The sequence below is a fragment of the Serratia sp. TMDUHS_CL genome, from assembly GCF_037137105.1.
Classification (GTDB): domain Bacteria; phylum Pseudomonadota; class Gammaproteobacteria; order Enterobacterales; family Enterobacteriaceae; genus Serratia; species Serratia nevei.
The window spans coordinates 199,125-215,294 of the sequence record NZ_JBBBDV010000002.1 but is presented as its reverse complement, the minus strand read 5'-3'; the positions used below and the strand labels follow the sequence as shown (position 1 = coordinate 215,294).

Annotated in this window: 14 protein-coding genes; 11 read left to right on the top strand and 3 right to left on the bottom strand. The window is 47.2% G+C overall.

The window, feature by feature from the left end; all coding sequences use genetic code 11:
- Positions 1-382 precede the first annotated feature (382 nt).
- From galU to WCL58_RS04705, 11 genes are all read left to right on the top strand, one after another.
- Complete coding sequence (galU, locus tag WCL58_RS04755; protein ID WP_197780002.1) at positions 383-1,270, top strand: UTP--glucose-1-phosphate uridylyltransferase GalU; 888 nt, start codon at positions 383-385, stop codon at positions 1,268-1,270.
- 314 nt (positions 1,271-1,584) lie between these two features.
- Positions 1,585-2,352, top strand: a complete 768-nt coding sequence (locus WCL58_RS04750; protein WP_197780001.1) for an ABC transporter permease — start codon at positions 1,585-1,587, stop codon at positions 2,350-2,352.
- Positions 2,352-3,092 carry an ABC transporter ATP-binding protein gene (locus WCL58_RS04745; RefSeq protein ID WP_033640864.1) on the top strand — a complete coding sequence of 247 codons (741 nt, stop codon included), beginning with the start codon at positions 2,352-2,354 and terminating at the stop codon, positions 3,090-3,092. The genes WCL58_RS04750 and WCL58_RS04745 overlap by 1 nt, the downstream gene beginning before the upstream one ends.
- Before the next feature lie 30 nt (positions 3,093-3,122).
- On the top strand, positions 3,123-5,021 hold the full coding sequence (locus WCL58_RS04740) for a DUF4422 domain-containing protein (protein WP_336850615.1): 1,899 nt from the start codon (positions 3,123-3,125) through the stop codon (positions 5,019-5,021).
- 7 nt (positions 5,022-5,028) lie between these two features.
- On the top strand, positions 5,029-6,183 hold the full coding sequence (gene glf, locus WCL58_RS04735; RefSeq protein WP_033640862.1) for a UDP-galactopyranose mutase: 1,155 nt from the start codon (positions 5,029-5,031) through the stop codon (positions 6,181-6,183).
- Entirely contained in the window at positions 6,180-7,079 is a 900-nt protein-coding gene (locus WCL58_RS04730) for a glycosyltransferase (protein WP_033640861.1), read from the top strand. The genes glf and WCL58_RS04730 overlap by 4 nt, the downstream gene beginning before the upstream one ends.
- 14 nt (positions 7,080-7,093) lie before the next feature.
- Positions 7,094-8,236 carry a glycosyltransferase family 4 protein gene (locus tag WCL58_RS04725; RefSeq protein WP_336850613.1) on the top strand — a complete coding sequence of 381 codons (1,143 nt, stop codon included), beginning with the start codon at positions 7,094-7,096 and terminating at the stop codon, positions 8,234-8,236.
- 74 nt (positions 8,237-8,310) lie between these two features.
- Entirely contained in the window at positions 8,311-9,435 is a 1,125-nt protein-coding gene (locus WCL58_RS04720; protein WP_197779997.1) for a polysaccharide pyruvyl transferase family protein, read from the top strand.
- A 137-nt stretch (positions 9,436-9,572) separates the two neighbouring features.
- Positions 9,573-10,979 (top strand): NADP-dependent phosphogluconate dehydrogenase, encoded by a 1,407-nt coding sequence (gndA, locus tag WCL58_RS04715; RefSeq protein WP_004938815.1) that lies wholly within the window; start codon positions 9,573-9,575, stop codon positions 10,977-10,979.
- 153 nt (positions 10,980-11,132) lie between these two features.
- Positions 11,133-11,978, top strand: coding sequence for a glycosyltransferase family 2 protein (locus tag WCL58_RS04710; protein WP_072009678.1), 846 nt, complete (start codon positions 11,133-11,135; stop codon positions 11,976-11,978).
- A gap of 26 nt (positions 11,979-12,004) precedes the next feature.
- Complete coding sequence (locus tag WCL58_RS04705) at positions 12,005-13,948, top strand: HAD-IA family hydrolase (protein WP_033640858.1); 1,944 nt, start codon at positions 12,005-12,007, stop codon at positions 13,946-13,948.
- A 117-nt stretch (positions 13,949-14,065) separates the two neighbouring features.
- On the opposite strand, the gene hisIE is transcribed toward WCL58_RS04705, so the two are convergent.
- From hisIE to hisA, 3 genes are read right to left on the bottom strand one after another with little or no spacing between them, the layout of a single operon-like run.
- The gene (hisIE, locus tag WCL58_RS04700; protein WP_197779995.1) at positions 14,066-14,680 is read right to left on the bottom strand and encodes a bifunctional phosphoribosyl-AMP cyclohydrolase/phosphoribosyl-ATP diphosphatase HisIE; all 615 of its coding nucleotides are present in this window, start codon (positions 14,678-14,680) and stop codon (positions 14,066-14,068) included.
- Positions 14,674-15,450 (bottom strand): imidazole glycerol phosphate synthase subunit HisF, encoded by a 777-nt coding sequence (hisF, locus tag WCL58_RS04695; RefSeq protein WP_041034248.1) that lies wholly within the window; start codon positions 15,448-15,450, stop codon positions 14,674-14,676. Before hisF ends, hisIE begins: the two co-directional genes overlap by 7 nt.
- On the bottom strand, positions 15,432-16,169 hold the full coding sequence (gene hisA, locus WCL58_RS04690; RefSeq protein WP_060421534.1) for a 1-(5-phosphoribosyl)-5-[(5-phosphoribosylamino)methylideneamino]imidazole-4-carboxamide isomerase: 738 nt from the start codon (positions 16,167-16,169) through the stop codon (positions 15,432-15,434). The genes hisF and hisA overlap by 19 nt, the downstream gene beginning before the upstream one ends.
- Position 16,170 lies beyond the last annotated feature (1 nt).

The following is a 16,170-nucleotide window of genomic DNA, read 5'->3' as shown; positions in this document are numbered from 1 at the left end:
TCATTCTCAATAACTTGATGTTTTTGTTAGTGTGCTAATTATATTTTCCTTTTGTGGTCCCCTCCAACCCTGCAGGTGCAAAAAGTGCCAAGGGCCAGAAGACTCTTAGGGTTAGTGAGAAAGCGTGCAGGATTTCGCTTTTTTTATTGTTATTCAATGCATTGAGATTTTTCTTGGTGACTGGCGGTTACTGCGTAGACAAATGACGTTTTGTCTATGTGGCGTTAATGTATTAACTTCCCACATGGGTGTATAATTCAGCCCGAAGAAAATAGAGGCCCCTTGGTTGCATAACAGAGGGCGGTGATAACGTTGAGTGTTATCGCGATAATTTTGACATGTTGCATTAATGAAACTGAAGTCGTTGGGAGCCCCCACAGATATGCTGAAAGCTGTCATCCCAGTTGCCGGTCTTGGTACCCGCATGTTACCGGCCACAAAGGCAATTCCTAAGGAAATGCTGCCGGTTGTAGACAAACCTCTTATCCAATACATCGTAAATGAATGCGTTGCTGCTGGTATTAAAGAGATTATTCTTGTCACGCACTCGTCAAAAAATGCGATTGAAAACCACTTTGACACCTCGTTTGAATTGGAAAGCATGCTGGAGTCACGCGTTAAGCGCCAACTGCTGGAAGAGGTTCAGTCTATCTGTCCGAAAGGCGTGACCCTGATGCATGTACGGCAGGGGCAATCTAAAGGATTGGGCCATGCGGTACTCTGTGCCAGACCCCTGATCGGTGATGCGCCTTTTGCCGTATTGCTGCCGGACGTGCTGATGGACGATATTGCCTCTGATCTGACGAAAGATAACCTCGCCTGCATGATTGCCCAATTCGAAGCGCACGGTCGCAGCCAGATCATGGTAGAACCTGTGCCAGAAAAGGACGTGTCCAAATACGGCGTGGTCGATTGTCGCGGTGTGACCGTGGCGCCAGGCCAAAGCGTGCCGATGCATGCGATCGTCGAAAAACCTTCTCAAGAAGAGGCTCCTTCAAATTTGGCCGTCGTTGGCCGCTATGTTTTAGCTGAGGATATCTGGCCGCTGCTGGAAAAAACGCCTTATGGCGCAGGCGGTGAGATCCAGCTTACCGATGCCATCGCCATGCTGATGGAGCAAAAACCGGTTGAGGCTTTCGCCATGGTTGGGCGTTCGCATGACTGTGGCGATAAATTAGGTTACATGAAGGCCTTTGTTGAGTATGGTCTTCGTCATCCAACGCAGGGTGAAGCATTTTCTGAGTGGTTAAAGGGGATGTTGCAGGCTTAAGCGCCTGCTGTACCTGACGAATCCAGCCGATTCCTAAAGTAAAATGGACCGGCTGGATGTAGCTTGAGGGCAGGCTACACGGGCTCACCGAGGTGTGTAGCGAACTGGGGGCAGGAAGTTTTCCCGGTTATGAAGTAAAATCAACAGGTTGTTTTAAGTGTGCTCTGGTTGCCACAACGCCAGGGGCGGTAGCGTGGTTGCGATTAGTTGAGAAACGCATTCTACCCGTCTTGCTACCCAGGCTAGGTTAGACCTGAAGACGTGCGGCCATGTTTCATCTGTCAGGGAATTTCAATCTTAAATCGAGTTTTTATATGAAGTATAGCTTAGGTTATCTTTGGGATTTGGCTTCGGTCATCACAGAGAAAGAATTAAAAGTAAGATATAAAAGCAGCTTCTTTGGCTATTTATGGTCAATTGCTAATCCATTACTCTTTGCTATGATCTACTATTTTATTTTTAAATTGGTCATGCGGGTTCAAATACCAAACTATACCGTTTTTATTATTACAGGTCTGTTCCCTTGGCAGTGGTTTGCCAGTTCAACGACTAACTCTTTATATTCGTTTATTGCTAACGCGCAGATTATCAAAAAAACCGTATTTCCACGCTCGGTCATTCCTTTTAGTAATGTTCTGATGGAGTGCCTGCATTTCCTTTGTACGATTCCGGTTATTATTGTTTTCCTCTATGTTTATGATATGCGTCCATCGATTGATTGGCTGTGGGGAGTCCCACTTATCGGTATTGCGCAGATGATGATGACTTTCGGGATCGCGATGATGCTGTCAACGCTGAACCTTTTCTTCCGCGATCTGGAGCGTTTCATTACGCTGGGTATCATGTTGATGTTTTATTGCACGCCAATTCTGTACTCCGGTGATATGATTCCCCAAGAATATCGCTTTATGGTTGATTACAATCCGTTGGCTAACATGATACTGAGTTGGCGCGATCTGTTTATGAATGGGGTTATTGATTATCAACAAATCGGTATGCTCTACGGATATGCGCTGCTGTTCATTATCGTTGGTGTCAGCATTTTCAATAAGTTGAAGTACAGATTTGCAGAGATATTATAATGAGCGTAGCTATAGAATTTAAAAATGTCACTAAGCGCTATCCATTATACCATCATATTGGATCTGGCATTAAGGAGCTGATTTTTAATCCTCGCCGGGCGCTGAGTTTGCTCAGTGGGCGCAGTTATTTGGCGATCGAGGATATCTGTTTCCAGGTGCAAAAAGGAGAGTCCGTTGCTCTCATTGGCCGAAACGGCGCGGGGAAAAGTACGTCGCTTGGTTTGGTCGCTGGCGTGATGAAACCGTCTTCCGGTTCTGTTCATGTCGTTGGCCGGGTGGCTTCCATGCTGGAATTGGGCGGTGGGTTCCATCCGGAACTGACCGGCAGAGAGAATATCCGATTGAATGCCACGCTGTTGGGCCTTCGTCGTAAAGAATTAAAACAACGCCTGGATAAGATTATCGAGTTCTCCGAGTTGGGGGAATTTATCGATGAACCAATCCGAGTATACTCCAGCGGTATGCTGGCGAAGCTGGGGTTCTCAGTCATTACGCAAGTTGATCCGGATATCCTGATTATTGATGAAGTGTTGGCTGTAGGGGATATTGCGTTTCAACGCAAATGTATAAAAACGATCAACGAATTTAAGAGCAAGGGCGTTACTATTCTTTTTGTTAGCCACAATCTTGAAGATGTCGAGAAAATTTGTGATAAGGTCATTTGGATTGAAAACCATAAAATGAAAGCCATGGGTGATGCTCACTCTATTATCTCTCAGTATAAGACAGCAATGGCCTAAATTTATAAATATGACTACTAGGTAATTCAAATGAAAAGTATTAAGATATACACTTGTCACCATAAACCAAGTGCTTTTCTTGACTCCACGTTGGTTCAGCCCATCCATGTTGGAAAAGCGAATAGTCTCAATGAAATTGGCTGTCCAGGTGACGATACTGGCGATAACATCTCGTTCAAGAATCCATTTTATTGCGAACTGACTGCACATTATTGGGCGTGGAAAAATGCAGAACCGGCTGATTATGTTGGGTTTATGCATTATCGCCGCCATTTTAATTTCTCAAAAGATCAAAACCTCCAAGAAGATAATTGGGGGGTTGTCAACTATGAGAAAATTGACGAAACTTATCATAAACAGTTTGGTCTGAATGATGAGGATATCGCTCAGTGTTTAACTGATGTTGATATTATCTTGCCAAAAAAATGGGATGTCAGTGCGGCAGGTAGCAAAAATAACTATCAGCATTACAAAGTATCTAATTATTTGCATATTGAAGATTACGATGCAGCTTTAAAAATTATTGATGAATTCTATCCAGAGTATAAAGCTGCAGCTGATAAATTTAATAATGCATCGGATGGTTATTATACAAATATGTTCGTGATGAAAAAGGACATGTTTGATGACTACTCCTCTTGGTTGTTTTCTATTTTAGATAAGCTTGAGTCGAAACTTAGGTTCAAAAACTACAATGCTCAAGAGAAACGGGTGGTTGGGCATATTTCCGAACGCTTACTGAACATTTATGTTGAATATCAAGCTAGTAAACGCAACTTCAAAATAAAAGAATTACAGCGAACCTTCATTCAACAAGAAACTTTTACCGCCACACTGAAACCGGCCTTTGCCGAGAACAATGTGCCGGTAGTCATCTGCTTTGATGATAACTACGCAATTAGTGGCGCAGCATTGATTAACTCTATTATCAAGCATGCCAATCCAGAGCTGAATTATGACGTGGTAGTGTTAGAGAACGGCGTTTCGCTGGCGAGCAAAAAGCGCTTCTTCTCGATGGTATCTGAGCATAATAATATTAAGCTTCGCTTCTTTGATGTTAATGCGTTTTCCGAGATAAAAAGCGTCTTTACACGAGCACATTTCAGTGCAGCGACCTATGCACGCCTGTTTATTCCTAAGCTTTTTGCCGAGTTTGACAAAGTTATTTTTATCGACTCGGATACCGTAGTGGAAAGTGATCTCTCCGAATTGCTGGCTGTACCGCTAGGCGATAACCTGGTCGCGGCGGTTAAAGACATCGTGATGGAAGGATTTGTCTTGTTTGGCGCAATGTCGCAGTCCAGCGATGGCGTGATGCCGGCGAAGGAATATCTGTCAACTTCATTGGGAATGACGGATCCGAAGGGTTATTTCCAGGCGGGCATCTTAGTGTTTAACATTAAGCAGATGAACCAGGAGAAGACGTTCTCCAGCCTGATGGATGCAATGAAAAGCAAAACCTATTGGTTCCTCGACCAAGACATAATGAATAAAGTCTTCCATGGTCGTGTCCATTATTTGCCACTGGAGTGGAATGTTTATCATGGCAATGGAAATACAGATGATTTCTTCCCGAACTTGCCATTTTCGACCTATATGCGTTTTCTCGATGCGCGCAGCAAGCCTAAAATGATCCATTTCGCAGGTGAGAACAAACCATGGAACACGCGTCATGTGGATTTCTTCGATAATTACCACAAAAATGTCGTAGAAACACCTTGGGCTCTGGAGGCTTATGAGCGTTTGGTTGGTTCGAGCATCTCCTCGCGTACTGTGCCGCAAGTTGTAAGTGCACCGGTCGTGCTGTTTCAAACCAAAGTGAAACGAGCCTTGATGCCCATGGTTAACAAGATGGCACCTAAAGGCACTTCACGTCGCAATTTTATGACTAAGTATTATTACAAAGTTAGACGTGCAATTATTGGATGATTTGATGATGAAAAGTAGAAAAATTTTAATTGTAGGTGCAGGTTTTTCCGGTGCGGTCATCGGGCGGAAATTGGCTGAGCAAGGTCATCAAATTCATATCATCGATCGTCGTACTCATATCGCAGGCAACTGCTACGACGCTCGGGACGAAAAGACAGACGTGATGGTGCATACCTATGGTCCGCATATTTTCCACACAGACAACGAGCAAGTATGGAACTTTGTGAATCAGTACGCCACGATGATGCCATATGTTAACCGTGTAAAAGCGACGGTGAATGGCCAGGTTTTCTCGCTGCCGATTAATCTGCACACCATTAACCAGTTCTTCAAAAAGACCTGCTCGCCAACGGAGGCGAAAGCCTTGATCGCCGAGAAAGGCGATTCCAGTATTACTGACCCGCAATCGTTCGAAGAGCAGGCGCTACGCTTTGTCGGCAAAGAGCTGTATGAAGCCTTCTTCAAAGGCTATACTATCAAGCAGTGGGGAATGTCCCCGGCACAGTTGCCGGCTTCTATTCTCAAACGCCTGCCTATCCGCTTTAATTATGATGATAACTATTTCAATCATAAGTTCCAGGGGATGCCGAAAGACGGGTATACCAAAATGGTGGAAGGTATTTTAGATCACCCGAATATCTCGGTGGCGTTGGATACCCAATTCCAAATGCAGGATCGTGAAGGCTACGATCATGTGTTTTACAGTGGTCCATTGGATGCGTTTTATGATTTCCAGTATGGGCGCCTGGGATACCGCACTCTGGACTTTGAAAAATTCACCGTGGAAGGGGATTATCAAGGTTGCGCGGTGATGAACTATTGTGAACAGTCGGTACCATATACCCGTATCACCGAACATAAGTACTTCTCCCCGTGGGAGCAACACGAAGGGTCGGTTTGTTATAAAGAGTACAGTCGCGCCTGTGAAGAAAACGATATTCCTTATTACCCGATTCGCCAGGTCGGCGAAATGGCGTTGTTGGAGAAGTATGTCGATTTGGCTGAAAAAGAGCATGACATTACTTTCATCGGCCGCTTAGGAACGTATCGCTACCTGGATATGGATGTGACCATCGCCGAAGCGCTGAAAACGGCTGAAACCTACCTGGCAGGCCTGGAACAAGAAAACGCCATGCCGGTATTTACGGTCAGCATCAGATGAAAAGCTCGGCGTTAATTGTTACATTCAATCGCCTGGAAAAATTGAAACAATGTTGGGCGACAACCTCTGCGTTGCCGTTTGAAGAGATTATCATTGTTGATAATGCATCGACCGACGAAACTCAGCCGTGGCTGAATAGCATCGAAGATAGCCGTTTGCACGTCATACGCGCTACGCAAAACGATGGTGGTGCAGGTGGTTTCAGGCTCGGTGCAGAGTATATTGCGAGCAAGATAGATACCGACTGGGTGTTTATGTTCGATGACGATGCCTATCCTGATAGCGCATTGCTGACGCGTTTTTGCGATTTGGCGCAACGGTTCGACTATGCGGCCTACTGTAGTCGGGTACTGGACAAGCAAGGGGCGTTATGCAAAATGAACGTGCCTTTCAGCAAGATGCCAACGTCGCTGTTACAAACATTGGACTACATAACTGAGCCCGGACGTTACACCCCCGCGGAGCATAAACCCGCGGATGTTGTTACTCTCTCATTTGTTGGCGCAATAATACGCAAAGACGTTTTAGCCGCTAACATCGAGTACATCTGGCCAGAGCTTTTTATTTATTATGATGATCTTTACTTCTCTTACAGGTTGAGTCAACAAGGGTATCGGTTCCGATACTCACCGGAGCTGATGTTTCTGCATGATGTACCTGCTAGCCAGGGTGGGATAACGCCGCCCTGGAAAGTGTACTATCTGGTCAGAAACTTGCTCCTTTCAAGGATGCTTTTCGAAAAACATGAAAGACCATACTCACTCGGAGCTATCGTGTTACGTATTGCTAAATATTTACTTTCTTTTACCTCTCAAGGCAGAAAAGGCGAATATATTAAATACGTAGTGCGCGGTATTGTTGACGGTATATCACGTAAAAATGGTAAACAACATTAGCCGGTAAGAGTTAAATGAAAAAGATTTGTTATTTTATCAACTCAGATTGGTACTTTGAACTGCACTGGGTTGAAAGAGCGCTGGCGGCTCAGGCCGCAGGCTATGAGATCCACGTTGTTAGTCACTTTGTGGGCGACGACATTCAGCAAAAGCTGGCGGATAAGGGTTTTATCTGCCATGACTCATCTGTATCTGAATTGTCTATCAATCCGATTAACTTCTTTGGTTCGCTGGCCAAAGTTTGGACGTTACTCAAAAAAATCAACCCTGACGTACTGCATTGCATCACTATCAAACCTTGCTTGATGGGCGGGTTCTTTGCGCGTTTTTACAACAAGCCGATTATTCTCGGCTTTGTCGGGCTTGGGCGCGTCTTTATGGAGGATAAATTGTCAATGAACGTCATTCGTTATCTGACGTTACATTCGTACAATCATATCTTTAAGAACAAAAAATGCTTGCTGGCCTTTGAGCATGAACACGACCGCGATCGACTTCTGGCGCTGACTGAAGCGAAAAAAAACCAAACGGTTGTGATCGATGGTGCTGGCATTAACCCCGATATTTATCACTACTCGCTAGAAATCAACCGCGAAAAACCGGTCGTCTTGTTCGCCAGCCGTTTGCTGTGGAGCAAAGGATTGGGCGATCTGGTTGAGGTGAAAAAACGGTTGGCGAGTAAAGGTGTGGATTTTGTGCTTAATGTGGCTGGGATTTCGATTGTTGACGATCCAGATGCCATCCCGCTGTCGCAAATAGAAGAATGGCACCAGCAAGGGCTTATTAACTGGCTGGGCCGCTGCAGCGATGTTTACAGTCTGATTGAGGCCTCTAACGTTGTCGCTCTGCCTTCTACGTATTCGGAAGGCATCCCGCGTATTTTGCTTGAAGCGTCCTCGGTTGGGCGTGCTTGCATCGCTTACGACGTGGGCGGGTGCCAAAGTCTGATTATTGATGAATATACCGGCAGCTTGGTTGAGATGCGCAATATCGAAGTCTTGGCAGAGAAGTTGGAACAGCTGCTCACCAGCCCTACCAAGCGTGTCGAGATGGGTGTGCGCAGCCGAGAGCGCATCGAAAGCAAATTCGCCTCATCATTAGTTATCGATGACACGTTGAAACTCTATCAACGCGCCATTGCTAATGGAACGTATTGATTTTAGGGGGTATTTTGACTTTCTTCGCGAAGCTATGGACGAGAAAATGTGAAAAGGACGTTCCGGTTCCGCCAGTGAAAGTATTCTATTTAGTGTCGGCTGCAGGTATGCCTAATTTTGGCGATGATATGCTGACGCGATTTTGGGTCACTGAATTGCAACGGCGGTTCCCGGGCTGCACCATTTATCTGGATGCAGTTGACGCCGTCGTTGCTTCACGGTTATTTCCCGGAGTGCGATGCGTGGATTATCTGTGGCGATTGGTTCAAGCATTGGGCAATGATGGCTCTTTGGAAGAAAAGCTTGCCGATCCTTACACGCTACCGTTTCGTGAGCGTTTGATGTCCAAGGCATTTATCTCCGCCGAAAGTATTCATCTACTGGGTGGGGGATACATCAATGAGCTCTGGGGTGCCAACTCGCGGCTAATTGAAGTGGTTGCCTATTTTGCCCAAAAATACCAGCTCGCTTGTTATGCTACAGGGCTGGGATTGCAGCCGCTCTCTTCTGAAAAGGCCGAGCAACTAGCACCTTATATTCGCCAGTTTGACCAGTTTGATGTCCGGGATCAGGCGAGTTACGACGTTTTAGCGCCGTTTGAACTGCCAGCGCTCGGTTTTACAGGAGACGATTATTTTGCTTTTTCGTCTTATCCTCTAGGATACATTGCTGAGAATGAGCAGTTCACTTTACACCTGTGCATTCATACCGAGTTATCGGAAGATGATGTTCTCACTGAGAGTTTATTGGGGTTGTTGGGGCAAACAACAGCGCTATTCCTGGAAAAGCATCCGAACGCGATAATCAAGTTTTATGAGTTTCGCCCTGGCTCAGATGGTGTTTTCTTCCGTCAAATCCTCGAGTTTTTCCCCCAGGCTGAGTTTGTGTCATTTGAGCAGGTTTGGCATGATGGCTTGAAATTTGCGTCACATGATTTTTGTATCAGCTCGCGTTTCCATTTTCAGGTTATCGCTGCCAGCCTTGGCATTCCAGGGGTCGCGCTTTCGTGGTCCGATTACTACGACAACAAGTTCTCCAGTCTGCAACGCATGTCAGACTGGCCAATGATTCGACCGGATATCAACCAGGAAGAGTTACGGGCTATCTTATTGTCATTTTCGCGTGGCGACCGCCAACAGGGTCTGGAACAAATTCAACAGGCTAAGCAGCTGTTATTGGCGCAGCTGTACAATTTTTAACGCTTTGTAATCTGTTGCAAAGCCTATCGCACCAATCACTACCCACCCGGCTCAATCCTGAGTTAACATGTGTGCCACATCACAAAACCTGCTGGCCGACGTTGCTGGCAGGGTCATCCTCAGACAGGAGTTCCTAAATGTCCAAGCAACAAATCGGCGTTGTCGGCATGGCGGTAATGGGCCGCAACCTCGCGCTGAACATCGAGAGCCGTGGTTACACCGTTTCCATTTTCAATCGTTCTGGCGACAAAACTGACGAAGTGATCGCTGAGAACCCGGGCAAGAATCTGGCGCCGTATTACACCGTTGAAGAGTTTGTCGAATCGCTGGAAAAACCGCGCCGCATCCTGCTGATGGTGAAAGCGGGCGAAGCAACGGATAAAACCATTGCCTCGTTGACTCCGCACCTGGACAAGGGCGATATTCTGATCGACGGTGGCAACACCTACTATCAGGACACCATTCGTCGTAATCGTGAACTGTCCGACCAGGGCTTCAACTTCATCGGCACTGGCGTTTCCGGCGGTGAAGAGGGCGCGCTTAAAGGGCCTTCCATCATGCCTGGTGGCCAGAAAGAAGCTTACGAGCTGGTGGCGCCAATCTTGGAGAAAATCGCTGCGGTTGCGGAAGGCGAGCCTTGCGTGACCTATATCGGTGCTGACGGTGCCGGCCACTATGTGAAGATGGTGCACAACGGCATCGAATACGGCGACATGCAGCTGATTGCCGAAGCCTATTCTCTGCTGAAGCAGGCGCTGAACCTGAGCAACGAGCAGTTGGCCGAAACCTTCGCCGAGTGGAACAAGGGCGAACTGAACAGCTACCTGATCGACATCACCAAAGATATCTTCACCAAGAAAGACGAAGAGGGTAAATACCTGGTCGATGTGATCCTGGACGAAGCCGCCAACAAAGGCACCGGCAAGTGGACCAGCCAGAGCTCGCTGGATCTGGGCGAACCGCTGTCGCTGATCACCGAGTCGGTGTTCGCACGCTACCTGTCCTCGCTGAAAGACCAGCGCGTTGCCGCGTCTAAAGTGCTGACCGGCCCGAAAGTGGCGCCGTTCACCGGCGACAAAGCTGAGTTCATCGAGAAAGTGCGTCGCGCGCTGTATTTGGGCAAGATCGTGTCATACGCGCAGGGCTTCTCTCAGCTGAAAGCCGCGTCTAAAGAAAACAACTGGGATCTGCACTATGGCGAAATCGCCAAGATCTTCCGCGCCGGCTGCATCATCCGCGCCCAGTTCCTGCAGAAGATCACCGACGCTTACGCGGCGGATGCCGATATCGCCAACCTGCTGTTGGCGCCATACTTCAAGCAAATCGCCGACGAGTACCAGCAGGCGCTGCGTGACGTGGTGGCTTACGCCGTGCAGAACGGTATTCCTACGCCGACCTTCTCTGCTGCGATCGCCTACTACGACAGCTACCGCTCCGCGGTGCTGCCGGCGAACCTGATCCAGGCGCAGCGCGACTACTTCGGTGCGCACACCTATAAACGTATCGACAAGGAAGGCGTGTTCCATACCGAATGGATGGAATAAATTCATTACACTAAATAGCCGGACTATGTCCGGCTTTACTGTCATAAGTTTTGATTTCTGATTTCTATATTTTTCAGAAAATAAAAAATTATTATAGTAGTTAATATAAGTCAATATTGATTCATTTGCCTGAATAGTATTCATAGAGGAAATATGAAAGGCTCAGTTGCTATTATTTTGAGACACCACGAGACTAGGAAGCGCTTGCTTTTACGAGCCCTTGAGTCCGTGAAGAATCAATCATATAAAAAATATGAAGTTTTTGTCATGATGAGTAAATTTAACATATCGTCTGACATTGAGGACTTGGTTTTAATTTCTGGGTGTGACAATGTTAATGTTGTAGCCTCCCAGGATGAACTTATTAATAAACTACACAGCATCCAATTTGAGTATGTATGTTTTCTTGACGATGATGATACTTGGGCTCCTGAATATTTAACACGCTGCCTTTCTATTTTTGAAAAAAGTAAAGATAAATACCCATCCATTGGTGCTGTGGCATGCCATGTAAATAGGGTTTCTGAAATAGCTGAAGGCAATAGAATAAAAATAGATAAAACAGAGCCGTGGAATCATTATTTTTCTGCGGGGCCAGTTTGCATCGATGCATTGTATTATAGGAACAGTATTCCTATATCATCATGCATCTTTGAATATAGTGCATTTATGCATGATGTTAAGTCCTATAATATTCTAGAGCCGGCATTTTTCTGGGTGTTCTTAATATCATTTATGAGCAGAAATGATGTTTGGTTCATTCCTGAATCGTTATCTTTCTATCACTTTCGTAGGGAAGATGATTTCAATCTGGGTAACTATAGTATTATTCATGCAGAAGACTATGCTTTTTCATCTAAAATTATTCTAAATAGCATGGCTAGAAATGCTTCCGATGACTACACATGTCGGTTTATTTCTAGTTTCATCTTTAATGAGGCTATTTTTCATCGAGTAACCTCGATTGATAACAAAATTTCACGCCTCGTAGATCAATAAATAATTCCTGCTCAGTAGAGGGAACTATGAATTTTAATAATTACGATTTTGTTAGTTTCGACATTTTTGATACGCTTTTAAGTCGAAAAATTGCACGGCCTAAGGATTTGTTTTCGCTGATTCAGGCTAATTTGTCGTATGATAATAAATATGTTGCATGGCCTGAACTAGTCGATAATTTTTCTGTTATCCGAGAAAAAGCAGAGGAAAAAGCTAGAAAAAATAAGGTTGAACTGTACGGCGGTGAGCCTGAGATTTTGATTTCGGATATCTATGATCAAGTAAGAGAGAGGGTTCCCGCATTACCCAGTAATATAATTGACATATTGATTGCTTTAGAAATAGAGATGGAGAAAGCCGTCCTTTTTAAAAGTTCTGCTGCGGAAACCATTTTTGATCAAGCTAGGGCAGCAGGGTGTAAGATTATCGTTATAAGCGATATGTATTTACCATCTAAAGTGTTGCGCGAACTGCTGGAAAACTCTGGTTATAAAGATCTTGATGATGTGGCTATTTTCTCATCAGGCGAGGAGGGCGTATCTAAACACTCGGGGAAATTATACCCTAGGGTTAGAGAAAAACTTGGGCTAACAGGAAAACGTTGGTTGCATATTGGTGATAATAAGCATTCTGATATTGAAATGGCGAAGTGTCATTCGATTGATGGATTACATGCTGATTGGTCACAATATGATGGTGGTGTTTCGCGGCATTGGCAGATTAAGGATGTTATCGGCGAGTCTATTAATCTCTCTGTAACGAATATCCAAGCAAAGCAATTTTTCGCTGATGACCCGCTTACTGAGATTGGTTTCAAAATTTTTGGCCCATTGATGTTGGGCTATACATCTTGGATCTACGCTACGGCAAAAAAACTAAATGTTGAAAAACTCTTGTTTTTAGCTCGTGATGCACATTTAATTCGCGATATTTTCCTGAATTTCTACAATAAAGATCGTCAATTTGACTATCAATATGTTTATCTTTCCCGTGCCTCGACTTACAAAATGGGAATGACTGACTGGCCCATGCATCGTATTTGGCATCTTTTTGGGGGTAAGAATAGGAAAAGTATAAAAAGCATTCTTTCTGTTATTGGATTAAATGCTGAAAACCATCTTTCTGATATTCACGATGTTGGTTTCCCAGACGAAAATTATGTTCCGAGTCATCACGAGCGCGATAGAGTTCACTGGCTGATTAATAAGTTGTTCACGCATGCATTATTGCAAAATAAGAAGTGTCGAGATGAATTCTCAGATTACTTCAGAGAAGCAGTGGGTGACTATAAGTCAGTTGCGTTAGTTGATATTGGTTGGATGGGCAACATTCAATCTGTATTTAGTCGTGCTCTAGGTGACGTATGGGCAGATAAGAAAATAAGTGGGCTATATCTAGCGACTTTTGAAGGGGCTAAGGATAACAAATCATATTATAATGATATGAAAGGTTGGTTGACCAATTATGGCGAACCAAGAAGTCATCATGACTTGATTCTCTCTGGTGGGGTAGAACTGTTGGAGTTTGCTATGGCAGACAACACGGGTTCGACTAAGGGTTATGAGAAAATTAATGGTAAAACGCAGCCTGTAAAAGAAATTGTCGGTGACGAAGAATTGGAATACCTAAAAAAGGCGCAGCTTTTACAAAAGGGTATTTTGTCCTTCTTTGAATATGTCTCTTCCATTCTTGCGGTCGTACCGGCAGAGGCTATGAGCAGTCGTTTGTTGTCTGAACCTTTCTTTACGCTTGTTTCTGAACCAAGCAGTCACCAGTTGGACGTCTTAGTTGGTATCACTCACTCTGAGGCTGCAGGGGCTAATAGTGGGCGTATTGCTTTGGCGAAAAAATTAAATCTGAAAGATCGTTTGCTTCAGGGAAATAAGTATTACGAAATGTTTGAACAGAGCTATTGGAAAGAAGGTTATCGGCGCATAAATAGGAAGAAATTCTGGAAGAAATACATCTAATCATATTAATTTAGGGTTCAATTTGCCGGCAATAAATGTCAAGTCATGATATTTATTGCCGGTTTTTTTATGGCCAAAAATGTTAAGTGAGTGATGTTATGGCATTATATCGCGATTTTATTTCCTATGCCGCTCGCGCAGCCGGCCAATCACCGCGCTCAGATCCAGATCCTGGTCCTGCAGCAGCACCAGCAGGTGATAGATCAGGTCCGAAGCTTCGTTGGTCAGCTCTTCGCGATCGTTGACCGTGGCGGCCAGCGCGGTTTCCACGCCTTCCTCCCCGACCTTCTGCGCGATGCGCTTGGTGCCGCTGGCATACAGGCTGGCGGTGTACGAGCTGTCCGGGCTAGCGTGCTTGCGCTCCGCCAACAGCTGCTCCAACTGATAGAGGAACGTCCAGTCGCTGGCGGCCGGGTGGAAGCAGCTGCTGTTGCCGAGGTGGCAGGTCGGGCCGATCGGGTTGGCCAATACCAGCAGCGTGTCGTTATCGCAGTCCGGCGTAATGCTGACCACCTTGAGGAAATGGCCGGAGCTTTCACCCTTGGTCCACAGACGCTGCTTGGTGCGTGAGAAGAAGGTGACGTTACCGCTCTGCTCGGTGGTCGCCAGCGCTTCCTGCGTCATGTAACCCAGCATCAGCACTTCGCCGGAAACGGCGTGCTGCACGATGGCCGGCATCAGACCGTCGGTTTTTTCCCAGTCCAGCTGGTTTCTCTGTTGTTCTGTCAGCACACGCGAATCTCCACGCCTTGTTCAACCAGGAACCTTTTCAGTTCGCCGATATTGATGATTTGTTTGTGGAACACCGACGCCGCCAGCGCGCCGTCGACGTCCGCATCGCGGAACGCTTCCAGGAAGTGCTCCATGGTGCCCGCGCCGCCGGAGGCGATCAGCGGCACCTTGCAGGCCTCGCGCACCAGGCGCAGCTGCTGCAGATCGTAACCGTTGCGCACGCCGTCCTGGTTCATCATGTTCAGCACGATCTCACCGGCGCCGCGGCGCTGCACTTCCTGTACCCAGTCGAGGGTTTCCCACTGGGTGATGCGGGTGCGGCTCTCATCGCCGGTATATTGGTTGACGTGATACTTGCCGGTTTCACTGTCGAACCAGGTGTCGATGCCTACCACGATGCACTGCACGCCGAAGCGTTCCGCCAGGCGGCTAATCAGCTCAGGATCGGCCAGCGCCGGCGAGTTGATCGAAATCTTGTCGGCGCCGAAAGACAGGATCTGGCTGGCGTCCTCGGCGCTTTTAATGCCGCCGGCGACGCAGAACGGGATATCAATCACCTCCGCCACGCGCGATACCCAGCTTTTGTCCACCACCCGGCCGTCGCTCGAGGCGGTGATATCGTAAAACACCAGCTCGTCCGCACCTTCTTGCGCATAGCGCTGCGCCAGCGGCACGATGTCGCCGATGATTTCGTGGTTGCGGAACTGCACGCCTTTCACCACTTGCCCGTCTTTAACATCCAGACACGGGATTATCCGTTTTGCCAGCATGCGATCGCCTCCTCAACGCTAAATTTACCTTCCAGCAGGGCGCGCCCCACGATCACGCCGGCAACGCCGCTGCCGCGCAGCTGGGCGATGTCGTCCAGATTGCCGATGCCGCCCGAGGCCTGGAAGGCCACCTGCGGATAACGGCGGCCGATCTCCTGATACAGCGCCACGTTGGACCCAGCCAGCGTACCGTCGCGCGAAATGTCGGTGCACAGCACGTGCTTCAGCCCGTAGGGCAGGAACTGCTCCACCACCTGTTCCAGCGTGGCGTCGGAATCCTCCTGCCAGCCGCTGATGGCCACGCGTTTCACGCCCTGCGCGTCGATGCGCACGTCCAGCGCCAGCACCAGCGCGTCGGCGCCGTAGCGCTCGAACCAGCTCTGCACCAACTGCGGCTGTTTCACCGCGGTGGAGCCGATCACCACGCGCGTGGCGCCGGCCTCCAGCAGGGCACTGACGTCCTGCTCGTTGCGGATGCCGCCGCCGACCTGCACCGGCACGTCAACCCCCGCCAGCAGCTTGCGCAGCAGCGGGATCTGGCGCGCCGCCGGATCCTTGGCGCCGGTCAAATCGACCAGGTGCAGCACCTGGGCGCCCTGTTGTTGATAGTCCTGCAGGCGCAGCAGCGGATCGTTGCCGTAGTCGCGCTGTTGGCCGTAATCGCCCTGATGCAAACGCACCACGTTGCCGTCGATCAAATCCAAAGCCGGAATAATCATG